Genomic DNA, 21,643 nt, shown 5'->3' with positions numbered 1-21,643 from the left:
CGATGTTTATACCTCCTCTGCTTTTACCATTTCCCATCCGCTGAATTGCATCACGATACAGTGCAACTGCGTGCCCTGTGCCAGTTGTTGTACCCTTGGCCCTTGGGCATAACCGTGTATCTGATCTACGGCATCCAGCCACTGTTGTCCACCTTTACTTTCATAGTCTTTTGCCGGCAGATACTTCAGTTCCAGGATATAGCTGTGAGCCACTTCGGGGTAACGTTGCAGGTCGGGCATGAGGAACATGTCGCAGAAGCCGTGGTTCAGTTCCACTTCAGGGGCAGTGAGGTAGTAAGCGCTGATACTGAGGTAGGCGGTGAAGAAACCTTGGATGTTTCGTTCACCTTCGATGAGACTGCGCACGGAGGAGTGATTCTTGTAGGCGCAGGCAATAAATTCGAGTGACTGCCGCCAGTTACCATGGTATGCCATATCTTTATAGATGGTACGCAGGTTGCTCAGGTCGATGTACTTTTCGCTTTGATAACCTTCGAGCAGGTATTCGTAATATTGCTTGCGCACATTATTGTTGGGGATGCTCAGCACCAGCTGGTCTCCGTCTGTTCCGGTGATGGTGAGCATGCCGTAGTAGAAGAGCAGGCTGGGGAATATCTCCGCCTTGGCAATTTGCTCGGCGGGAAAGGAGGTGGCGAGGTTGGTGATAATCTGCCCTTCCTCGGTGATACGGCGCAGCACCCCCTTGCGGTCACCGTCCAACTTGTCCAGTTGAATGAGTTTCTTCATCTTGTTGTAGTCGGTGCGGGTGTTGGGGTCAATCATCTGTTCGGGTGAAGTGCCATAATTCATGTAGTTGCGGAGGTAATAGAACACCATGTCGCAATTGAACATCTTCGGGTCGCGTTCCAGACTCGCTTTGGCGAAGCAGTAGTTGTCGTACCAGGGCTTCATTTCCGTAATCATGGTATCCACGTCACCGTTGTGCTCTCCGGCATCTTTATAATATTGCAGAATCGCACGTACATCTGTTTCGCTGAATCCCAGCATCATGTTGAATATGGGTTCGGTACTGATGTTCCATCCGATGTTGAATCCACTGCTCAAGTCATCCAGCGTAACGGGGCTGACACCTATCATGAAGATGCGCTCGAACATACCTTTGAACTTCTTGAAGACTTCGCGATAGAACCCGCTGGCGTGGGTGATGGCATGATAAACGCCTTCGCCTTCTTCGTTGAGCACTACGTTGGTGAAATTGTCGTATTCGTCGATGATGAGGTAGAGGCGGGCACCCGTCTCTTTGGCTTTCATGTCCAGATAGTTCAGTTTATTCCTGAAGCCGGATTGTTCCTTCATTTCCCGGACAAACCCGGGATAGTAGTATGATTCATAAATGGAAGCGAAGTTATCCACACACATGCTGCAATAATCGTTGAAGTTCTGCGCCAGTCCTTCTCCTTGTCCGCCTATGCGCGAGAAATCCATGTACAGCACCTGAAAGGCTCCTTGCAGCGGCGTAGGTCGGCTGCCTATCCACAGGTTTCCGAAGCGGGCGGCGAACTTTTCCTTTTGGGCAAGGTCGTAGTAAGCCCGCAACATGCCCAGAAAGATGCTTTTGCCGAAGCGGCGGGGGCGGATGAGGAACAGATAATTGGGCTGCCGCTCCAGCAGGGGCAGGTACATGGTTTTGTCCACATAATATTGGTTTTGTTCCACCACTTCCACGAAGCTGGATACACCGTAGGGTATTCTCTTTATCTCTTCCATATCATTCTCTGTGTGTTATCGTTTCAATATGAGGCGTTATTTTTATCACTCGACACTGCCTGTGCCGCGCAACATCGCAAAAGTACTTTATTCTTCCCGAAAGAACAAAGGAAGCGGGCGGAAAGTTGTTGCCCTATAACTTGCCATGGCCTGTAAAATGAAAAAAAATATAGCGGAGGTGTCTCCGCTATAAAAAGGCTGTATGCCCTAACCATACAGCCCTGTATCGATTGTTTATACAGCTCTGTATCGATTGTTTATACAGTCCTGTATCGATTGTTTATACAGCTCTGTATCGATTGTTTATACAGCTCTGTATCGATTGCCTATACAAATTTCCGGTCATCCCAGTGGATTTTCGTCCAGTCCTCCTCCTCCGGTGTTTCCGCTGTCGCCTCCTCCTGAGGGAGCTTCGCCCAGGTAGATGTTTTGCGAAACGCTTCGTGGCGTCTTGAGCAAGGTCTTGCCGTTGGTGCTGTATTGAGTGGTGACGGTGAGCGTGTACTCTCCGTTCTCCAGTTCGGCGGGGATGATGAAGACGAGCTTTGAGGGATCGTTCACCGCCCAGAGGTCTTCGGTGACTTTGGTGACTACGCCCGAGGCGGATGTCAGCGTGATGCCCACGGCTGGGTCGGTGCCCGCTATTTTCAGTTTCGAGCCGGTCAGGGTGAAGTTGCGTCCCGCGGTGGCGGTGGCGTTGGTGGCGCGGGTGGCGGTGTCCTGCGTGCCTGCCACGAACATGGTGCTTCCCTTTTCGCCGATGATGTTGACACCGGTGGCTCGGATGGCTTCACGCATGTCAGCGCCTTGGGTGAAGGCGACGTAGACCGAGTTGCGTTCCGGGTTCCACGCCTTGTTCAGCACCACGCCGGTGAATTGGGCTACGGCGTGATACAGACCCATATTGACGTTGTAGCCGCTGAGGGCCATTTTCTTTACCACCCGTTGCTCCAGATTGATGACTGCTTCCACAACCTCTCGTTCCAGACCCGGGTTTATTGCCATGATTTCGGAGATGACGCGCTGTTTGTCAGCGGTGCCGGCGGAAACGAGGGCTAGGATGCGGTCGTTCTTGTCGTCAACGGTGACGGAGTTGTCTGCCAGCTGGGCATTCAAGGTATACTTGATGTCGTTTGTTGCCATAATTTAAATGTTTTTTTTAAGTTGATGAATAATTATTTAGTGAAAACCTCCGCGATCCAGCGGTTAAGGACTGTCTTGCGGAGGTTTTCGGGGGTTATGCTTAGTTAGAATTTGGGAGTGCCCCAAGTTGAATAATCCTTGATATCTTCGGAATTTGACATTATGCAGCCTTTGAAGCAATTTGCCGTAGTCCAATTGCCCGAACCTTTCGCATAGCTCCACAGTGCGGGGGCGGTACCTGAATTGTTATGCAGATTGACTTGGTAGAAGCAATTCCTAAAGTCCATGTCTTTATCTATGAAGCGGTTTAATTTATCCTGTTCGGCCGCGGCGGGATTGACGAATATATTTGGATTGAACATCATATAGGTACACCCATAGAAGCAACTGTTGAAGTTTATAGCTTCTGCGTTCTTCGCGAAAAGCCCTTCCGGAATTGTCTGTAATCCGGTACACCCATAGAAGCAATAGCTGAAGTTTGTAGCCGCTGTGTTATTCGTGAAAAGCCCTCCCGGAATTTCCTTTAATGCGCGACACGACTGGAAGCAATTTCTGAAGTCTGTGGCCGCTTTGTTCTTTTCGAAAAGATTTCCCGGGATTGCGGTTAATCCATTACAATTAGCGAAGCAATAGTTGAAGCTTGTAGCCTCTGCGTTGTTCGCGAAAAGCCCTTCCGGGATTGTCTGTAATGCGGTACAGTCATAGAAGCAATAGTTGAAGCTTTTAATAGCTGTGTTGTTCGCAAAAAGATCTGTCGAAATTGTGGTTAATGCGATACAGCCATAAAAGCATCGAATAATGTTTATATTTGCGTTGTTCGCGAAAAGTCTTGCCTCGATTGTGGTTAAAGCGATACAATCGGCGAAGCATTGATCAAAATTTGTAGCCTCTGTGTTGTTCGCGAAAAGTGATTCCGGTATTGTGGTTAATGCCTTACAGCTACTGAAGCAATAGCTAAAGTTTGTGGCTGCTGTGTTGCTTGCGAAAAGCTCTTTAGGAATGCTTCCTAATAGAATGCAATTATAGAAGCAATAGCTGAAGTTTGTAGCCGCTGTGTTCTTTTCGAAAAGATTTTCCGGGATTGCGTTTAATCCTTTACAATTAGCGAAGCAATAGTTGAAGCCTCTAGCCTCTGTGTTTTTCGCGAAAAGCTCGCTAGGAATCTCTTTTAATAGATTGCAATTAAAGAAGCAACTGTTGAAGTCTGTAGCCGCTGTGTTGTTTGCGAAAAGCCCTCCTGGAATTGTCTGTAATGCGCTACAATAATAGAAGCAACCGCTGAAGTCTGTAGCCGCTTTGTTCTTTTCGAAAAGATTTTCCGGAATTGTGGTTAATTTTTCGCAACTGTAAAACGCTTTGCTCAAAGATGAGCAATTCATATTGAGCAATGGCGTTTTAAGGCTCACCAGTTTATTCTGGTTGTAAGAGCCGGCTCTTTGGTAAAAATTCAGCACCGGTATTTGCTGTTTGTCCGCCGTCGCATCCGAGCCGATGGTGATGGTGTATGTGCCCGCTGCGGCGTACGTGTACTCGAATTTGTCACCCGCTGCAAGCGTCGTGCCTTTGGGCACTACGACAGCGGGTGTATCGTCACCCCAACTTACTATGATAGCCGCGGGAGTAACGCCGGAGTCGGGGAAGGGAATGCTGAATCCCAAATCGCCACTTTCCACCTTCACGGTGAACTGCATTGTATCAACTGGAACCGTGGGGATGAGTGTGTACGATGCGGGGTTCGTTTTCTCTTCAGTGGTAGTGACGCTGCCGTAGCCCGCGAAGTTGTAGTAGGTGGGCTTTTCTTCCAGGATTTTCTTATACGCGGTGGCCATTGCGAGCTCGGTGATGGCAGGCAGGAATATTTTGATGTCCGGGTGCGTTCCGGTTATGATGCCGGTCCCTAAGCTTATACCGCCGTTTCCGTTGGCCGCTTTTGTGCCTTCGAATATGAGGGCTGTCATTGCCGTGCACCCTTCAAAGGCGCTGTTTCCTACGCTTTGTATATCGGCGTGCAGGAACATTTCGGTCATCGAGGTGCAATTTTTAAAGGAGCTGTTTCCTATTCTTTTTATGCTTTTGGAGATACTGGCGCGGGTGGCGGGTGCGGCATCGGCGGGCATCGGTTCGTTCTGGATGACTGTGGTCAGTGCCGTGCAGCCTTCAAAGGCATTGTCGCCAATGGCTTCCGCAGCGTCGGGCAGTATGACTTTTTCTAGCTTTGCGCAGCCTGCAAAGCCTGTCACGTCGGCTATGCCGCTGATGCCGGACAGGTCGATGGCGGTGATTTTCTCAGCCTTGTTTTCTTTCAAGAAAGTGGCCAGGGCGGTGATGTCGTCGGTGTTTACCGCACCCGTCACGGCCAGTTCGGTTTGTTCCGGGGTCGGGGTTATATTGTTCAAGGTACTTTCCAAACTCCCCTCCGTAGCGGGTGGCAGGCTGATGGTTTTGCCGAGTGCTAGCGTGGGTTCTAAGGTATAGCACAGACCGGCTTCCAGCAAGGTGCCGGCTGCGGTTGTCAAATCGCCGGTGTAGGTATTGCCGCTTTCCGTGTTTACGGTGACGGTGAGCAGGTCGTTGCTCAGATCGCATGGAGGTATCATCATGTAGGCTTTCAGCGGCTCCGTGGAGGGGGTATGGTTAGTGATGTCGAGGCTGAGGCTTGACACCGGGGCGTAATCCGTATCCGCTTCGACGGTTAACCCGTCTATTGACGAGCCGGCGAGCAATGCGTACATCCGGGAGCTCAGTTTGTTATTGGCGGCAGCGAGGCTCACACGGGTGATTTTCTCTGTAGAAGGCACGTTTTTGAGGCTGAAGCGTATCATCGCGGCCTCGTGGCTGAATGTGAGTTTATCATACGAGCCCGGTGTCGCTGCTCGTCCCACCATAAGGTCGAAGCCTTTGAGGTGCGCCATGGGCTTGGCGCAGTCTTGTGTCTGGCCTGAGAAGGAGGTGTAGACGATTGGATCCGAAGCGTCGTTGTTGTAGTTGCAGTTATCAGCGGGATACATGGCAAAGTAGAGGCTCTTTGCATCAATGGTTCCTTCGAAGCTGATACTCGTTCCGTCCTGGCTGAGACTGCTTGGCAGGCTATTGAAATCTACCGAGTAACCCAGCTCATTTGCATTGACGCCGAATACTTTAATCCTCTCCACCGGTGCACCGTCTGTACTTCCGCCTTCCCACTTCACAGCTATGTTGTCTATATCGGCTATTCCCAGCTTGTCTTCATAGTCGGTGCGCGTCTGTGAGGCCGTGCCTTGTGTAGCCCGGATGGTCATGGTTATCTTCTCACCCGGTTTGGGTTCGTTGTACTCTTCCTTCAGTTCATTTTGGCAGGCTACTGTTGCCAGTGCCACGGCCATCAGAACGATGCTTTGATGAAATCTTCTTGTTTTCATGCTGTTCGTTTTTTAGTTATTTTTCGATGGTGAGGATATCATTAATCAGGTCTTCCAGCTCGCTTGAAGATGCGTTGCGGCTGCCGCGCGAACGTCCGTAGCTGCGGGAAGACGTGCCTATAGAGCCTCCGTTGCCGAATCCTCCTAAGTTGCCGCTTCCTGCAATTACACACGATGTTCCTTCTGTCTCCATCTGTATCACCTCTATTTGGGGAGCCAGATACTTTTCTTTTACTTGGTTTTTCATACTTATACTTTTTTTTAAGTTGATGAATTATTATTTCGTGAAAACCTCTGCGACCCAGCGGTTAAGGACTGTTTCGCAGAGGTTTTTGGGGGTATGCTTAGTTAGGAGCCTTGGGAGTGCCCCAACTACCATCACTCGGAACGTCGGCGTGATTTGACACCTTGCAGTTGGTGAAGCAATTTTCCGTCTGCCATTGGCCCGAACCTTTCGCATAGTTCCACAAGGCGGGGGCGATACCTGACGTAGTGTTATTTTCAGCGTAGTTTTGGAAGCAATACTTAAAGTTCATGGACTTATCCATGAAACGTTTTAATTTCTCCTCTTCGGTCGCGGTGGGATCGACGAATATATTTGCGTTTAACTCCATCTTGGTACATCCAGAGAAGCAAAAGCTGAACTTTGTAGCCATTGTGTTTTTCGCGAAAAGCCCTTCCGGGATTGTGGCTAATGCGTGACAGTTAGAGAAGCACTCGCTGAAGCTGGTAGCTTTTTTGTTATTTGCGAAAAGCCCTTTCGGAATTGTCTGTAATGCGTAACAGCTAGAGAAGCAATTGCCGAAATCTGTAGCCTCTGTGTTGTTCGCGAAAAGCTTTTCCGGAATTGCCTGCAATTCGCTACACTCGTCGAAGCAATAGCTGAAGTCAGTAGCTTTTTTGTTATTTGCGAAAAGCCCTCCCTTGATTGTCTTTAATGCTTCACAGCCTTGGAAGCAACGGCTGAAGTTCTCAGCCGCTGTGTTCTTCGCGAAAAGCTCTTCCGGGATTGTGGTTAATTGGGTACTACTACAGTTGGAGAAGCAAAAGCTGAAGTTTGTAGCCTTTGCGTTCTTTTCGAAAAGATTTCCCGGGATTGTCTTTAATGCGCTACAGTGAGAGAAGCAAGAGTTGAAGTATACAACCTCTGCGTTCTTCGCGAAAAGCATTCCCGGGATTGTCTCTAATGCGCTACAATTATAGAAACAATAGCCGAAGTATGTAGCCGCTGTGTTATTCTCGAAAAGTTTTTCCGGGATTGTCTTTAATGCGCTACAGGTAGCGAAGCAATAGCCGAAGTCTTTAGCCACCGTGTTCTTTCCGAAAAGATTTTCCGGAATTGTCTGTAATGCGATACAGTTTTCGAAACAATTGCTGAAGTATGTAGCCTTTGTGTTCTTTTCGAAAAGATTTCCCGGGATTGTGGTTAATTTTTTGCAAGACTTGAATGTGTTATTTAAATTGGAATAATCCATATTGAGCAATGCCGTTTCAAGGCTCACCAGTTTATTTGTGTTGTAAGAGCCGGTTCTTTGCCCAAAATTCAGCACCGGTATTTGCTGTTTGTCCGCCGTCGCATCCGAGGTGATGGTGATGGTGTATGTGCCCGCTGCGGCGTAGGTGTGCTGGAATGCGTCACCCGCTGCAAGCGTCGTGCCTTTGGGTACTGCGACAGCGGCTGTACCGTCACCCCAATCTACCGTGATATTCGCGGGAGTATTGCCGGATTCGGGGAAGGGAATGCTGAATCCCAGATCGCCACTTTCCACCTCCACGGTGAACTGCATTGTATCAACTGGAACCGTGGGGATGAGTGTGTACGATGCGGGGTTCGTTTTCTCTTCAGTGGTAGTGGCGCTGCCGTAGCCCGCGAAGTTGTAGTAGGTGGGATTTTCTCCCAGGATTGTCTTATACGCGGTGGCCATTGCGAGCTCGGTGATGGCAGGCAGGAATATTTTGATGTCCGGGTGCGTTCCGGTTATGATGCCGGTCCCTAAGCTTATACCGCCGTTTCCGTTGGCCGCTTTTGTGCCTTCGAATATGAGGGCTGTCATTGTCGTGCACCCTTCAAAGGCGTTGTTTCCTACGCTTTGTATATCAGCGTGCAGGAACATTTCGGTCATCGAGGTGCAATTTTTAAAGGCGCTGTTTCCTATCTTTTTTATTCTTTTGGAGATACTGGCGCGGGTGGCGGGTGCGGCATCGGCGGGCATCGGTTCGTTCTGGATGACTGTGGTCAGTGCCGTGCAGCCTTCAAAGGCATTGTCGCCAATGGCGTCCGCGGGGTCGGGCAGTATGACTTTTTCTAGCTTTGCGCAGTCTGCAAAGCCTGTCACCTCGGCTATGCCGCTGATGCCGGACAGGTCGATGGCGGTGATTTTCTCAGCCTTGTTTTCTTTCAAGAAAGTGGCCAGGGCGGTGATGTCGTCGGTGTTTACCGCGCCCGTCACGGCCAGTTCGGTTTGTTCCGGGGTCGGGGTTATATTGTTCAAGGTACTTTCCAAACTCCCCTCCGTAGCGGGTGGCAGGCTGATGGTTTTGCCGAGTGCTAACGTGGGTTCTAAGGTATAGCACAGACCGGCTTCCAGCAAGGTGCCGGCTGCGGTTGTCAAATCGCCGGTGTAGGTATTGCCGCTTTCCGTGTTTACGGTGACGGTGAGCAGGTCGTTGCTCAGATCGCATGGAGGTATCATCATGTAGGCTTTCAGCGGCTCCGTGGAGGGGGTATGGTTAGTGATGTCGAGGCTGAGGCTTGACACCGGGGCGTAATCCGTATCCGCTTCGACGGTTAACCCGTCTATTGACGAGCCGGCGAGCAATGCGTACATCCGGGAGCTCAGTTTGTTATTGGCGGCAGCGAGGCTCACACGGGTGATTTTCTCTGTAGAAGGCACGTTTTTGAGGCTGAAGCGTATCATCGCGGCCTCGTGGCTGAATGTGAGTTTATCATACGAGCCCGGTGTCGCTGCTCGTCCCACCATAAGGTCGAAGCCTTTGAGGTGCGCCATGGGCTTGGCGCAGTCTTGTGTCTGGCCTGAGAAGGAGGTGTAGATGGCTTGACCTTCAGTATTGTAGATGCAATTGTCAGCGGGATACATGGCAAAGTAGAGGCTCCTTGCATCAATGGTTCCTTCGAAGCTGATACTCGTTCCGTCCTGGCTGAGACTGCTTGGCAGGCTATTGAAATCTACCGAGTAACCCAGCTCATTTGCATTGACGCCGAATACTTTAATCCTCTCCACCGGTGCACCGTCTGTACTTCCGCCTTCCCACTTCACAGCTATACCGGCTATTCCCAGCTTGTCTTCATAGTCGGTGCGCGTCTGTGAGGCCGCGCCTTGTGTAGCCCGGATGGTCATGGTTATCTTCTCACCCGGTTTGGGTTCGTTGTACTCTTCCTTCAGTTCATTTTGGCAGGCTACTGTTGCCAGTGCCGCGGCCATCAGAACGATGCTTTGATGAAATCCTCTTGTTTTCATGCTGCTCGTTTTTTAGTTATTTTTCGATGGTGAGGATATCATTAATCAGGTCTTCCAGCTCGCTTGAAGATGCGTTGCGGCTGCCGCGCGAACGTCCGTAGCTGCGGGAAGACGTGCCTATAGAGCCTCCGTTGCCGAATCCTCCTAAGTTGCCGCTTCCTGCAATTACACATGATGTTCCTTCTGTCTCCATCTGTATCACCTCTATTTGGGGAGCCAGATACTTTTCCTTTACTTGGTTTTTCATACTTATACTTTTTTTTAAGTTGATAATATATTCTCTACTATATCAGCGGTTACTATTGCTTCACATTCATATCCGACGGTGTTTGTTCCTCATCCGGGGCGAGCAGGTTGCGTACTTCGGTATCCAGGTCTACGCCTACCGGCAATTGCAGTTTACACCGCAGCCGGTACCGGTTTTTCAATACGGTGGAGCGGCTGACTCCCAGCAGATGGGCTATCTCTTCGTTATTCTGCTTCAAGAGGATGAGCATACAGAGCAACTCATCGACGCGGGTAATCCGCGGGGATATGGTGCGAAGGCGGTGTATAGCATTGGGATACAGTGATGTAAAGTGGTTGCGGAAATTGACTTCCACTTCAGCAGTGGTGAGTCGCGACTGAAAGCAGGCTGTCTGTGAAGAATGTGGACTTTCCGGATCGGAGAGTGACTGCTGTTCAGCTTGCTGTTCTATCTGCTGTTTCAGCGGACAGGTCAACGGATGTTTTTGGACTTCCTCTTCTATTTTGGAAAGCCGCATTTGGGTATGTCGTATGACGTTACGTTCAATGAAAGCGTAACGAATGAGGAATGTTACACCGAATAATAAAATGAGGAGGAGTCCTCCGATAATTTCGTTTGTTAGATTCATTGGTTTGTTTTGTCTATAGTCCGGCGTAAACGATGTATTTCGTTAAAGCCACTCAAATGTAAGAAATCAGAGTCGAATAAACCTAAAAAACGGTATGGACAAAACTAAGGACAAATATAAAAACCCTTGTATATGAGAGGTATACAAGGGGATGCGTTTTCGCATAAAAAAGGAAAGGGGAGGAAAAAGCTTTATTCCGGCAGCAGTAAGGCACGTACTTCAGAGTCAAGATCACACCCTTCGGGCAGGCCTAACTTGGTGCGCAGGCGGTATCGGTTTTTCAATACACTGCTACGGGTGATGCCCAATGTGCGGGATATTTCTTCGTTGTTTTGCTTCAATACGATAAGCATACAGAACAATTCTTCGGTACGGGTGATGCGCGGACAGATGGAACGCAAGCTATGCAGTACGGTGGGATAGAGCGAAGCGAAGGCGGTGCGGAACTGTTCTTCTTCTCTGTTGGTGAGCAGGCAAGGTTGCAGGCTCTCCATTACGTGCTCTAAGTCGCAGGTTTTGTCGTGTGTGGCTTGTATGTCGACCAATTGACGGAGGAGTTCTTCGTTGCGGTTGTTCAGCTCTTGCCTGGAAGCTATGAGTTGTTGCAGGCGTTGGCTCTGTTCGTGCAATTGCTGCTGTGAGAAAAGTTTCTCCCGTTCTTTCAGGCGAAGACGCATCCATAACCAGCCGCCTATGCCGACTCCTATAGCGAGCAGGAAGAGTCCGGTGAAGATAAATGTTTGCAAGCGACTGCTCTTCAGCTCTACTTCGGCGGAGAGCAAACGGTTCTCTTTCTCTTTCTGTTCTGTCTGATAACGGATATCGGCTTCTACTACCGCTTCGCGGGTCTTCTGTTCCAGGTAGACTTGTAAAAGCGGTTCGCGCAAGCGGGTGAGGTGGGCGATGACGGCATTGTCTTCCCGATGTATGTAATGGCTCATCAGTGTGTCAAGGAAGTGGTAGCTGTCCGTAGAGTTATACTTTTTGATGGCAAGTATTGTTTTTCGGGCTTCGGCATCGCGTCCCAAGCGGAATAAAGCGATGGCACGCAGTGCTTCAACATTGTAATCGGATGCGGTGGAGGTGTTGGATCCGTAATACCTTTCTATATCTTCCAATCCTTTTGCCGATTCGTATGGCAAGATCATTATCCGGTCGATTGCTTTGTAAAAATGCGTCTGGGCCGTTTGCTTGATTTCGGAAAGAAGAAAACAAGAATCCGCCGTCGCCAGCAGTTTCAATCGCTCTTCCCGCCGGTAGCCCGGAAGTTTTTGTACAATGCTCCATTTGGTCAGATGATATGCTCCTTTGTCTTTCAGGTTGGTATTGGTGTTTTCCTGCCAGGCGAAAACTTTGTCAATGTAATATTGAGCCTGTGGATACATCCCCCATTTGTAATATAGATTGCTCAGTTCATGATAGCAACGTGCGCAAAATACATTGTCCTGCAACCTCAGACCGATTTCCAGTCCCTGATATTGTAATTGCACGGCTTCTTGAAACCGGTTTTGCCGGGAGTATATATTTCCGAGCAGACTCATGGCCCAATTGATACCCGGTATGTAGCGGTCTTTGCGTCCTTCAGAGATGGCATGTTTCAACAGGCGTTCCATATCATCTTTGCGGTGGGGAAGCGCATAATATACGCTGGCGGCAAAGGAGCAATCGCGGAAGGTGTTTTCTGCTGTCTTCCGATAGACGGGTAAAGCGTGGGCACTGTCCATTACAGCTTCTGCCCGCTCTTTTTGTCCGGCAAGTCCTCGCAGATAGCCCTCGAATATCATCATGTCGCGGCGACAGCATTCGTCGAGTAATGCAGGCGGGTTGGTGCGGAGTCGGTGGAACCATTCGGCGCCTTGGTCGGTACGGTTCGTGAAGTAGAAGATGTTGTTCACGTTGTTCATGGCACCTACGGCACGGGTACGGATGCCTTCATGCGCAAGGGTATCACCGGGCGTGGGCACCAAATCCATTATTTGCCGTGAAATGGCAATCGCTTTATCATATTGCTGCATGAATTGGTAGCAGCGGGAGCGTGTATAGAGATAATTGGCTTGGGTGGCGGGCAAGTCTTTGTAGCCGGGCATCCGCTCTGTTTCGTCTAGCATCTCCAGCACACGCGGGAAGTTTTTCTCGTTGAAATAAGAGTTGATGTAGTACTGGCGGGCAAGGAAATATTCAGGAGTTCCCGGTTGGGTGTGAGCCATGAAATTTTCAGCTTCGATGCGCAGTGAGTCGGTTTGCATGATCCGATCGTTACAGCGTACTTTCAGCGAATCGCTGAGGGCTTTTATTTCGGTGTCCTTTGGAGAAAGGCGAGAAGTACAACTGCTGAAGCAACTGGCATATAGCAATAGGAAGAAGATTAATTTCATGAGCGAGATATTTGTTGGTCTGTATTGACTGTTGTGCGAATATAAAGAATATATTAGAATTAGGTAAACATGAGGAAATATATTCTTTATTAAGAATCAAACGCCCGTTTTCGAAATCCGGAAACGGGCGTTTGCAGGAATTGGTATTATTTTTTTGTCTTTTATTCAAAACATCCGTAGCACGTCGGCAACAACTTACGGTCGCCCAACGTGTTATCCACGCGCGCCACGTTTATCCAGAACTTGTTTTCGCGTACACTTTCTATCGGATAAGCTGCCTTTTCCCTTGTATAGCTGTGTTCCCAATTATTGGCAACTACCTCATATTCGGGATGCGGGGCATTTATCAGAACATTATCTTCCTTATCCGCTTTTCCTTCTTTCACTTCCTGGATTTCCTCCCAGATGGTCAACATCACGTTCACGAAGTTATCCAGTTCGGCAAGGCTTTCGCTTTCTGTAGGCTCTATCATAAGCGTACCGTGAACAGGGAAGGAGAGGGTAGGAGCATGATAACCATAGTCCATCAGTCGTTTGGCGATATCATTTTCGCTGATACCCGTCTCTTCGTGTACCTTGCGGCATTCCAATATCATTTCATGACCAACAAAGCCAGTGGCACCACGATATACAATACCATACGTATCTTTCAGACAGACTGCCAGGTAATTAGCGCTGAGAATAGCGATTTTGGTAGCACGTGTTAATCCTTCCGTACCCATCATGCGGATATATCCGTAAGTGATAGGTAGAATACCTGCACTTCCGAACGGAGCGGCAGATACCGTATTGGCAGGATTGCCGAAAAGCGGATGTCCCGGCAGGAACGGAACCAGATGGTCCGCAACGCAGATAGGACCTACACCCGGACCACCACCGCCATGAGGCGAAGCGAACGTCTTATGCAGGTTCAGGTGGCAAACGTCCGCACCGATAAAGCCGGGGTTCGTCAGGCCAACCTGAGCATTCATATTGGCACCGTCCATATATACCTGTGCACCGCAATTATGGATGATGCGGCAGATTTCTACGATTTCCGTCTCAAAAATACCGTGTGTAGAAGGATAGGTAATCATCAGTGCGGCAAGGTCGTCTTTGTTCTCTTCCGCCTTGGCACGAAGGTCGTTCATATCCACATTGCCCTGTGCGTCGCAAGCGCAAGTCACAGTAGTGAAACCTGCTTGGATGGCAGATGCCGGATTTGTGCCGTGGGCGGAAGCAGGAATCAACACTTTGTTGCGGTGTCCCTGACCGATGTTTTCCAGATAAGCGCGGATAACACGTAGTCCTGTATATTCACCTGCCGCACCGGAGTTCGGTTGCAGACTGACTCCTGCAAAGCCTGTGATGACTTTCAGTTCTTCGCTGAGATTGTTTATCAATTCACGATAACCCTCTGCCTGGTCCTCGGGAACAAGCGGATGCATGCACATAAATTCCGGACGGCTGAGAGGCAGCATTTCCGCTGCAGCGTTCAGCTTCATGGTGCAGGAACCGAGGGAAATCATGGAATGGGCGAGGGAGATATCCTTACGGTCAAGGCGCTTGATATAACGCATCATCTCCGTTTCCGTATGATATTTATTGAACACTTCATGTGTCAGATAAGCACTCTGGCGTTTCAGAGTCTTATTAATAGTATTGCTTACGGGAATATCATCCACTTTGGTGTAGTCTTTTCCTGCGGCAATGGCAAAGATGGAAAGCAATACATTGGCAGCGGATACGTCAGTTGTTTCGTCAATACTCATACCTACGTCTCCATTATCAAAGTAGCGCAGATTGACTTCCTTGCTCAATGCGATGGTACGTACCTGTTGGGCAGATACACTGTCGGGCAACACAAAGCGCAGGGTGTCGAAGTATTGGTCATTCACTTGTTTGTATCCCAGTTTCTTGATACACTTTTCCAGATATGCGGCGATGCTGTGGATACGTTCTGCAATGGCGTGAATACCTTCCGGACCGTGGTACACAGCATAAAAGCCCGCCATGGTTGCCAGCAAAGCCTGTGCGGTACAGATATTTGAAGTAGCCTTTTCCCGTTTGATATGTTGCTCGCGGGTTTGCAGTGCCATACGGTAACAGAGTTTTCCGTATTTATCTTTTGACCAACCGATGATACGTCCCGGAATATTACGTTTGTATTCGTCGCGCGTAGCGAAGTACCCGGCTGACGGTCCGCCATAGAACATCGGTGTACCGAGGCGTTGGGTGGTACCGAATACAATATCAGCTCCCCATTCTCCGGGAGGGGTGAGCAGGGCAAGGCTCAGGATATCGGCGGCAACGGCTACTTTGCAGTTGGCAGCATGGGCTTTTTCTACAAAGGCACGGTAATCTTCTGCGTTTCCGCTCGCATTCGGATATTGCAGTATACAGGCAAAAATATCCGGTGTCAGTTCCAGTTCGGAATATTTACCTGTGCGTATCTGAATACCTTGCGGGATAGCACGCGTAGTCATTACGGCCAGTGTCTGTGGGAAAATGCTCTCGTCCACAAACACTACGTTTGCACCGGACTTCTGCATATCACGCGGACGCAGGGCATACATCATACTGACGGCTTCGGCTGCAGCCGTCGCTTCATCCAGCAGAGAGCAGTTGGCAAGGGGCATACCCGTCAGGTCGCATACTGCGGTCTGGAAGTTCATCAACGCTTCGAGGCGCCCTTGCGAAACTTCTGTCTGGTAGGGGGTATAAGAAGTGTACCATACCGGATTCTCGAATACATTCCGTTGAATAACGGCGGGGGTAATGGTGTTATACCAGCCGAGGCCGATATACGTTGTGTAAAGTTTGTTTTTGCACGCCAACCGGGTGATGTGTTGTCCGAACTCATATTCAGTCATAGGCGCGGGCAATGCCAACGGTTCTTTCAGACGAATGTTTGCAGGGATGGTTTTGTCTATTAACTCATCCAGACTGCCGACTCCTATTTTCCGGAGCATTTTCTCTTCGTCTTTTTCGCTGATGCCGATGTGGCGGCAAGCTAATAGGTCGCTTTTCATGATAGTATCTGTTTTTAAAGTTTATCTGAAGAATGGATTTTCCGCCTTTTCAATACCGATAGTGGTCGGGGCGCCATGTCCGGGATAGACAATCGTTTCATTGGGCAGTATGAACAGGCGGCTACAAATGTGCTCTTTCAGTTCGTCGAAATTACCACCGGTAAGGTCGGCACGTCCGATGCTGCCCTGGAAAAGTACGTCACCGGAGAACATGCAATGATCTGCGGCACAGTAGTAAACAAGGCTACCCGGTGAATGTCCCGGTACGTGGATAGCTTCCAACGTAGTGTTACCGAAGTTGATGATATCTCCGTCATGAAGATAGTGTCCTATCGGTGCGGGCAGTTCGTTCCAATGAAAACCGAACATGCGGCTTTGTTTCGGAGCTTCGTCAATCCAGAATTCATCGGCTTTGTTGGCTTCCACCGGCAGACCGAATTCTTTGACCATGAAAGCATTTCCAAAGATATGGTCCAGATGCAGGTGCGTATTAAGGAGGTGCTTTACGTTCAGGCCATTTTTGTGAATGAAGTTCTTCAACGCTTGTTTTTCCTCCTCATAGTAGCAACCGGGATCTATCACGGCAGCTTCAAGAGTGTCGTCCCACAAAACATAACAGTTTACAGGGAACATATTAAACTCAAACCTTTTTATTTTCATGATAGGTATATGTTAGTCATTATTTCTGTGATTAAGGCGTCACGTAAACCACTTTCTTCGTTTCAAAGAATTCTTCTTCGAAATAGTCTTTCAGATCATACATCATGGTCTTATTCTTGAAAGGCATGGCTTCATTTGCCAGCTCACCACCTTTCAGGCAGATCAGTCCGTTGGGCATAGCATTGTGTTGCTCGGAAGCGATGTTTTTGCGGATGATTTTCAGCAAGTCGGCCAACGGCATCACGGCACGGCTTACAACGAAATCGAAGAGTTGCTTTTCCTCCTCAGCACGTGCATGGCGGAAAGTCACGTTTTTCAGTCCGATGCTGTTGGCTACTTCCGTTGCTACACGTACTTTCTTCCCGATGCTGTCAACAAGATGGAACTTCACCTCGGGGAATAAGATGGCAAGGGGAATACCCGGAAAACCACCGCCCGTTCCAAGATCCATGATGCGGGTGCCGGGAGTAAAGCGAATCACTTTAGCTATACCCAATGAATGGAGTACGTGGTGTTCGTACAGGTTTTCAATGTCTTTACGTGATATGACGTTTATTTTTGCATTCCAGTCCGTATAGAGATCATAGAGGGACGCAAATTGCTGCTTCTGCGCCTCTGTGAGGTCTGGGAAGTACTTTAGAATGATTTCCATGTGAATAATTTATGATTTATTAGTTCTCGTTTCTTATTTCGTTCAATGCCATAGTATCATCACTCAGCAGATGTGACATGATCTCATAAGGCAAGGTAATTTCTACCGGGCCCATCACATAAGGAGCAATTTCATAAATGTTATAATAGAAGGTGATACCTTTGGGGCTTAGGTAGAAGTTCTCAGTCGGTTCCAGGTCTCCTGTACTTGTATAGCCCATATCCTCCACTTCCTGGCGTGTAGTAACTTTATTGTCTGCCATGAGTTGGTTCCATAATAAATCGGTGAGAGCTTCCTGATACTCTCCTACAAAAATATCATCCAGACGTATCGGGCTCAAGGTGCGCAGGTCCATATTCAGGAAAGTAGACATATAAATACCATGTGCGCCTCCGGTATATTCATTGTAGTCGATGCGGTAAACCAGCAGATGTTTTTTATAATACTGCACGTGGCTTTCAATACCTTTATAATAAGAATACCAAGCTAATATTGAAGCAGAGTCTTCCTTTTCAGCTTCATCTTTGGCATACATCGGTTCCAAATCTTTCAGGTAATCCTTGATATAGGTTTCCTTGTAAAGCTTTACCGCCTCTTCAGGTTTCAGAGTCATGTATTTATCTCCGAAACAGGCTGAAAGGAAATAGGTGTTCAGACTGTCTTTCAGCTTTTCGTCGGACGACTTATTAGCGTATGCAAAGTTGATGATGATGTTGCAGCCGGGCTTCGCAGTGTCTCCGAAGAGGTGGGCTACCTCATTTACCTGTATACTGTCGAACTCCAGCGCACCCGCGCTTTTGTTCACGGTGTTACCGCAAGAAAATAAAAAGCCACTTGCCGCAAGTAGAATGACAAGTAGGCTGACATATTGCTTTTTCATTTGGACTTTCTTCGTTAAATTCAACATTTCGATATCAATTCGTTATCGACAAATATAGAACATATTAACGAATAGAACATATAAAAAATGAAAAAAGATAGGTATGAATGCTTTTATCTGGCTATCTTTGCACCGGATATGAAGAGACTTCGTTACATATTGGCAGTTTTATTATCCCTGACGGTTGTTTATGCAGGGGCAGGAGTTTCTATTGTCCATTATTGCTGTGCCCGCTGCGAGACAGCGCAAGCATGTTGCACCAATGGCTGTGCCAAATGCCATAAATCTCATAAAACTTCTCATAAACCGGAAAAATCTTGCAAAGACGAAGGCTGTACGGCTACTTTTTATAAAGTGGATTTGGTGAAATATTCATGTGAAAGTCCTGTTATAACCGTACCTGTCATTCAACTTTTCTGCGAAGTATTGCCGGATTTTCAATACTCCTTGCCTACGAGGGAATTGAAAGAGGTGTCGTATGCCGTACCTCCGCATCCTGATAGTTCGAGGCAGTATCTGGCCTTATATTCTGTTCTCATTATTTAAAATCAATTGGTGTGCAGGAGAAGTGTTTTTCTTCCTGCCCGGTTCTATCCAAAGCTATATCTGAACTGTGTCTGGTCCGTAGTTTGTCCGTATCTAAGAGTACGGAGATGATATGGAGGCAATAGGGAGATAGTACGGACGAAATGGAAGATTCTTTGCACGTTCTCTTTTAAAAAATTGATAGTTGGATAGTCTTGCAACCTTGTTGCACGACATATATCCTATTTTTGTACCCTTAATAAATGAATTCAGATATATGAAATATATATTCTTATTAATTTCACTTTTTACTTTTAATTTTTTGCAGGCGCAAGTAACAGGTGTCGTAAAAGATGCTGCCGGAGAACCTATTCCGGGAGCGAATGTGTTTTGGATGAATACAACCAATGGAGTAACTACCAATGAAGACGGTAACTTTTCCATTCATAAGCCTGCTCGTAGCCACATGCTTGTGGTTAGTTTTATTGGTTTTGAGAATGACACGATACATGTAGACAAAGGAAACCAACAACTTGATATTGTTCTCCGTGAAGGAGTGGAACTGAGTGAAGTAAATGTAGTGACCCGCAAACTGGGAACTATGAAACTGCGTACCAGTGTGATGAATGAAGATATGATCAGTAGTGCCGAACTGACACGTGCGGCTTGCTGTAATCTGGGAGAGAGCTTTGTGACGAATCCTTCCGTGGATGTCAGCTACTCGGATGCAGCTACGGGAGCCAAACAAATTAAGCTGTTAGGACTTTCCGGTACGTATGTGCAGATGATGACTGAGAATATCCCCAATTTCCGGGGAGCGGCAGCTCCTTATGGCTTAGGATACGTACCCGGGCCGTGGATGCAGAGTATACAGGTCAGCAAAGGAAGTTCGTCCGTGAAAAATGGATATGAGTCCATAACCGGACAGATCAATGTAGAATTCAAGAAGCCTCAATTGCCGGAAGCGGATTGGGTGTCGGCAAATCTCTTTGCCAGCAGCACAAACCGCTATGAAGCCAATGCGGATGCTACGGTAAAATTGTCGAAGCGATGGAGCACTTCTTTGTTGGCACATTATGAGAATGAGACGAAATCTCATGACTCTAATGATGATGGTTTTGTGGATATACCTCGTGTGGAGCAATATAATGTCTGGAACCGATGGGCATATATGGGTGACCACTATGTATTCCAGGCAGGTATAAAGGCGTTGCATGAAACTCGAAACAGCGGTCAGATTGCACATGGAAATACTCCTTCGCATGACCTGTATGAAATAGGTATCAAAACAAATCGTTACGAAGCGTTCATGAAGAATGCTTATATCTTCGACAAAGAGAAGAATACGAATCTTGCTTTGATTTTACAGGGAACGTTGCATAATCAGGATGCCAATTACGGGCGTAAACTGTATGATGTGGATCAGAGTAATTTTTATGCTTCGCTGCTGTTTGAAACGGAGCTCAGCAAACAGCATAGCCTGTCTGCCGGATTAAGTTTCAACTATGACGGCTACGATCAGAACTATCGGCTGACGAATCAGGCAGAAGAAGGGCTGACGAAGAAATTTGTGAAGGAGTCTGTTCCGGGAGCTTATGTCCAATATACATTCAATCTGAACGATCAGTTGATGCTGATGGGGGGTATTCGGGGAGATTACAGTAGTGAATACGGCTTTTTTGTGACACCGCGTGCCCACGTCAAGTATAATCCGAATGAATATCTGCACTTCCGCGTGTCTGCCGGCAAGGGATATCGTACGAATCATGTATTGGCGGAGAATAACTATCTTCTGGCAAGTAGCCGCAAGATGAAGATTGCTTCTCATTTGGATCAGGAGGAAGCGTGGAATTACGGTGCGAGTGTTTCGACTTATATTCCCCTTTTCGGTAAGACGCTGAATGTGAATGCAGAATATTACTATACGGATTTTCTGAAACAGGTAGTAGTGGATATGGACAGCAATCCGCATGAAGTGGCTTTTTACAATCTGGATGGGCGTTCTTATTCGCACGTATTCCAGGTAGAAGCCAATTATCCGTTGTTTAAAGGCTTCACTCTGACGGCAGCTTACCGTCTGACGGATGCGAAAACTACCTATAATGGTAAATTGATGGAGAAGCCGCTTACTGGTAAGTATAAAGGCTTGTTGACCGCTTCTTATCAGACTCCTCTGGGCTTGTGGCAATTTGATGCTACCTTACAGTTGAATGGTGGTGGAAGAATGCCCGATCCTTACGAACTATCCGACGGAAGTCTTTCGTGGGAACGTCGCTACGGTAGTTTCCAGCAACTCAGTGCACAGGTGACGCGCTATTTCCGTCGCTGGTCTGTTTATATCGGTGGTGAGAACCTGACGAACTTTAAGCAGAAGAATCCGATAATCGATGCGTCTAATCCGTGGGGAGAAAACTTTGATGCCACTATGGTGTGGGGGCCGATGCATGGGGCGAAAGCGTATATCGGGCTGAGATTTAATCTGGCAAGAAACTAGTAGCTCGTAACTTAAATATTATTAACCAATAAATAAGGAGGTATTTATGAAAACAAAGAGAATGATGGCTGCCCTTGTAGTAGCTTTATTGAGTGTAACGGCGGTAATGGCGAAAGACATCCGTACTGCTGTCTTTAAAGTTTCACAGATGCATTGCGAGAATTGCGAAAAGAAAGTGAAGAGCAACATTAAATTTGAGAAAGGAGTAAAAGAATTCTCTACAGACTTGAAAACCAAAACAGTTTCTATCACATACGATGCTGAAAAGACAAATGTGGACAAACTGAAAGCCGGTTTCAAGAAGTTCAACTATGAAGCCGAATTCGTGAAGGAGACGAAGCAAGAGGATAAGAAGTAGTCGAACAAACGGCCTGTAGAGATTGTTTATAACACTGGGTAGAACACAAATTTCGCGAATTATAC

15 protein-coding genes are annotated in these 21,643 nt (G+C 47.8%); 3 read left to right on the top strand and 12 right to left on the bottom strand.

Going from position 1 to position 21,643, the window contains the following annotated elements:
• Positions 1-6 precede the first annotated feature (6 nt).
• The 12 genes from K6V21_RS21480 to K6V21_RS21425 all read right to left on the bottom strand — a co-directional run bounded on the left by K6V21_RS21480 (position 7) and on the right by K6V21_RS21425 (position 18,201).
• The gene (locus K6V21_RS21480) at positions 7-1,728 is read right to left on the bottom strand and encodes an ATP-binding protein (RefSeq protein ID WP_073314059.1); all 1,722 of its coding nucleotides are present in this window, start codon (positions 1,726-1,728) and stop codon (positions 7-9) included.
• A 342-nt stretch (positions 1,729-2,070) separates the two neighbouring features.
• Entirely contained in the window at positions 2,071-2,871 is an 801-nt protein-coding gene (locus tag K6V21_RS21475) for a DUF4469 domain-containing protein (RefSeq protein ID WP_224319820.1), read from the bottom strand.
• 104 nt (positions 2,872-2,975) lie between these two features.
• Entirely contained in the window at positions 2,976-6,269 is a 3,294-nt protein-coding gene (locus K6V21_RS21470) for a leucine-rich repeat protein (RefSeq protein ID WP_224319819.1), read from the bottom strand.
• A 16-nt stretch (positions 6,270-6,285) separates the two neighbouring features.
• A complete protein-coding gene (locus K6V21_RS21465; RefSeq protein WP_025836161.1) occupies positions 6,286-6,516 on the bottom strand; it encodes a hypothetical protein in 231 nt (76 codons plus the stop codon).
• A 97-nt stretch (positions 6,517-6,613) separates the two neighbouring features.
• Entirely contained in the window at positions 6,614-9,748 is a 3,135-nt protein-coding gene (locus K6V21_RS21460) for a leucine-rich repeat protein (protein ID WP_224319818.1), read from the bottom strand.
• A 16-nt stretch (positions 9,749-9,764) separates the two neighbouring features.
• A complete protein-coding gene (locus K6V21_RS21455) occupies positions 9,765-9,995 on the bottom strand; it encodes a hypothetical protein (protein WP_025836161.1) in 231 nt (76 codons plus the stop codon).
• Positions 9,996-10,047: 52 nt separating this feature from the next.
• Positions 10,048-10,623 carry a helix-turn-helix transcriptional regulator gene (locus tag K6V21_RS21450; RefSeq protein WP_025832999.1) on the bottom strand — a complete coding sequence of 192 codons (576 nt, stop codon included), beginning with the start codon at positions 10,621-10,623 and terminating at the stop codon, positions 10,048-10,050.
• Between the two features lie 191 nt (positions 10,624-10,814).
• On the bottom strand, positions 10,815-12,998 hold the full coding sequence (locus K6V21_RS21445) for a tetratricopeptide repeat protein (RefSeq protein ID WP_025833000.1): 2,184 nt from the start codon (positions 12,996-12,998) through the stop codon (positions 10,815-10,817).
• A gap of 161 nt (positions 12,999-13,159) precedes the next feature.
• Complete coding sequence (gcvP, locus tag K6V21_RS21440; RefSeq protein ID WP_224319817.1) at positions 13,160-16,009, bottom strand: aminomethyl-transferring glycine dehydrogenase; 2,850 nt, start codon at positions 16,007-16,009, stop codon at positions 13,160-13,162.
• Between the two features lie 21 nt (positions 16,010-16,030).
• Positions 16,031-16,669 carry an MBL fold metallo-hydrolase gene (locus K6V21_RS21435; RefSeq protein ID WP_025833002.1) on the bottom strand — a complete coding sequence of 213 codons (639 nt, stop codon included), beginning with the start codon at positions 16,667-16,669 and terminating at the stop codon, positions 16,031-16,033.
• 31 nt (positions 16,670-16,700) lie between these two features.
• On the bottom strand, positions 16,701-17,321 hold the full coding sequence (rsmG, locus tag K6V21_RS21430; protein WP_007213681.1) for a 16S rRNA (guanine(527)-N(7))-methyltransferase RsmG: 621 nt from the start codon (positions 17,319-17,321) through the stop codon (positions 16,701-16,703).
• A gap of 19 nt (positions 17,322-17,340) precedes the next feature.
• Entirely contained in the window at positions 17,341-18,201 is an 861-nt protein-coding gene (locus tag K6V21_RS21425) for a DUF3298 and DUF4163 domain-containing protein (protein ID WP_025833005.1), read from the bottom strand.
• Positions 18,202-18,288: 87 nt separating this feature from the next.
• Between K6V21_RS21425 and K6V21_RS21420 the strand changes: the two genes are divergently transcribed.
• The 3 genes from K6V21_RS21420 (at position 18,289) to K6V21_RS21410 (ending at position 21,578) form a co-directional block, all read left to right on the top strand.
• Positions 18,289-18,747 carry a hypothetical protein gene (locus K6V21_RS21420; protein WP_224319816.1) on the top strand — a complete coding sequence of 153 codons (459 nt, stop codon included), beginning with the start codon at positions 18,289-18,291 and terminating at the stop codon, positions 18,745-18,747.
• Positions 18,748-19,003: 256 nt separating this feature from the next.
• Positions 19,004-21,220, top strand: coding sequence for a TonB-dependent receptor (locus K6V21_RS21415; RefSeq protein WP_224319815.1), 2,217 nt, complete (start codon positions 19,004-19,006; stop codon positions 21,218-21,220).
• Positions 21,221-21,266: 46 nt separating this feature from the next.
• Positions 21,267-21,578: a heavy-metal-associated domain-containing protein gene (locus K6V21_RS21410; RefSeq protein ID WP_007217939.1), complete on the top strand. Its 312-nt coding sequence runs from the start codon at positions 21,267-21,269 to the stop codon at positions 21,576-21,578.
• Positions 21,579-21,643: the final 65 nt, after the last annotated feature.

This window comes from Bacteroides cellulosilyticus, assembly GCF_020091405.1.
GTDB lineage: Bacteria > Bacteroidota > Bacteroidia > Bacteroidales > Bacteroidaceae > Bacteroides.
The sequence above is the reverse complement of the archived record's forward strand: the minus strand, read 5'-3'. Positions and strand labels throughout refer to the sequence as shown.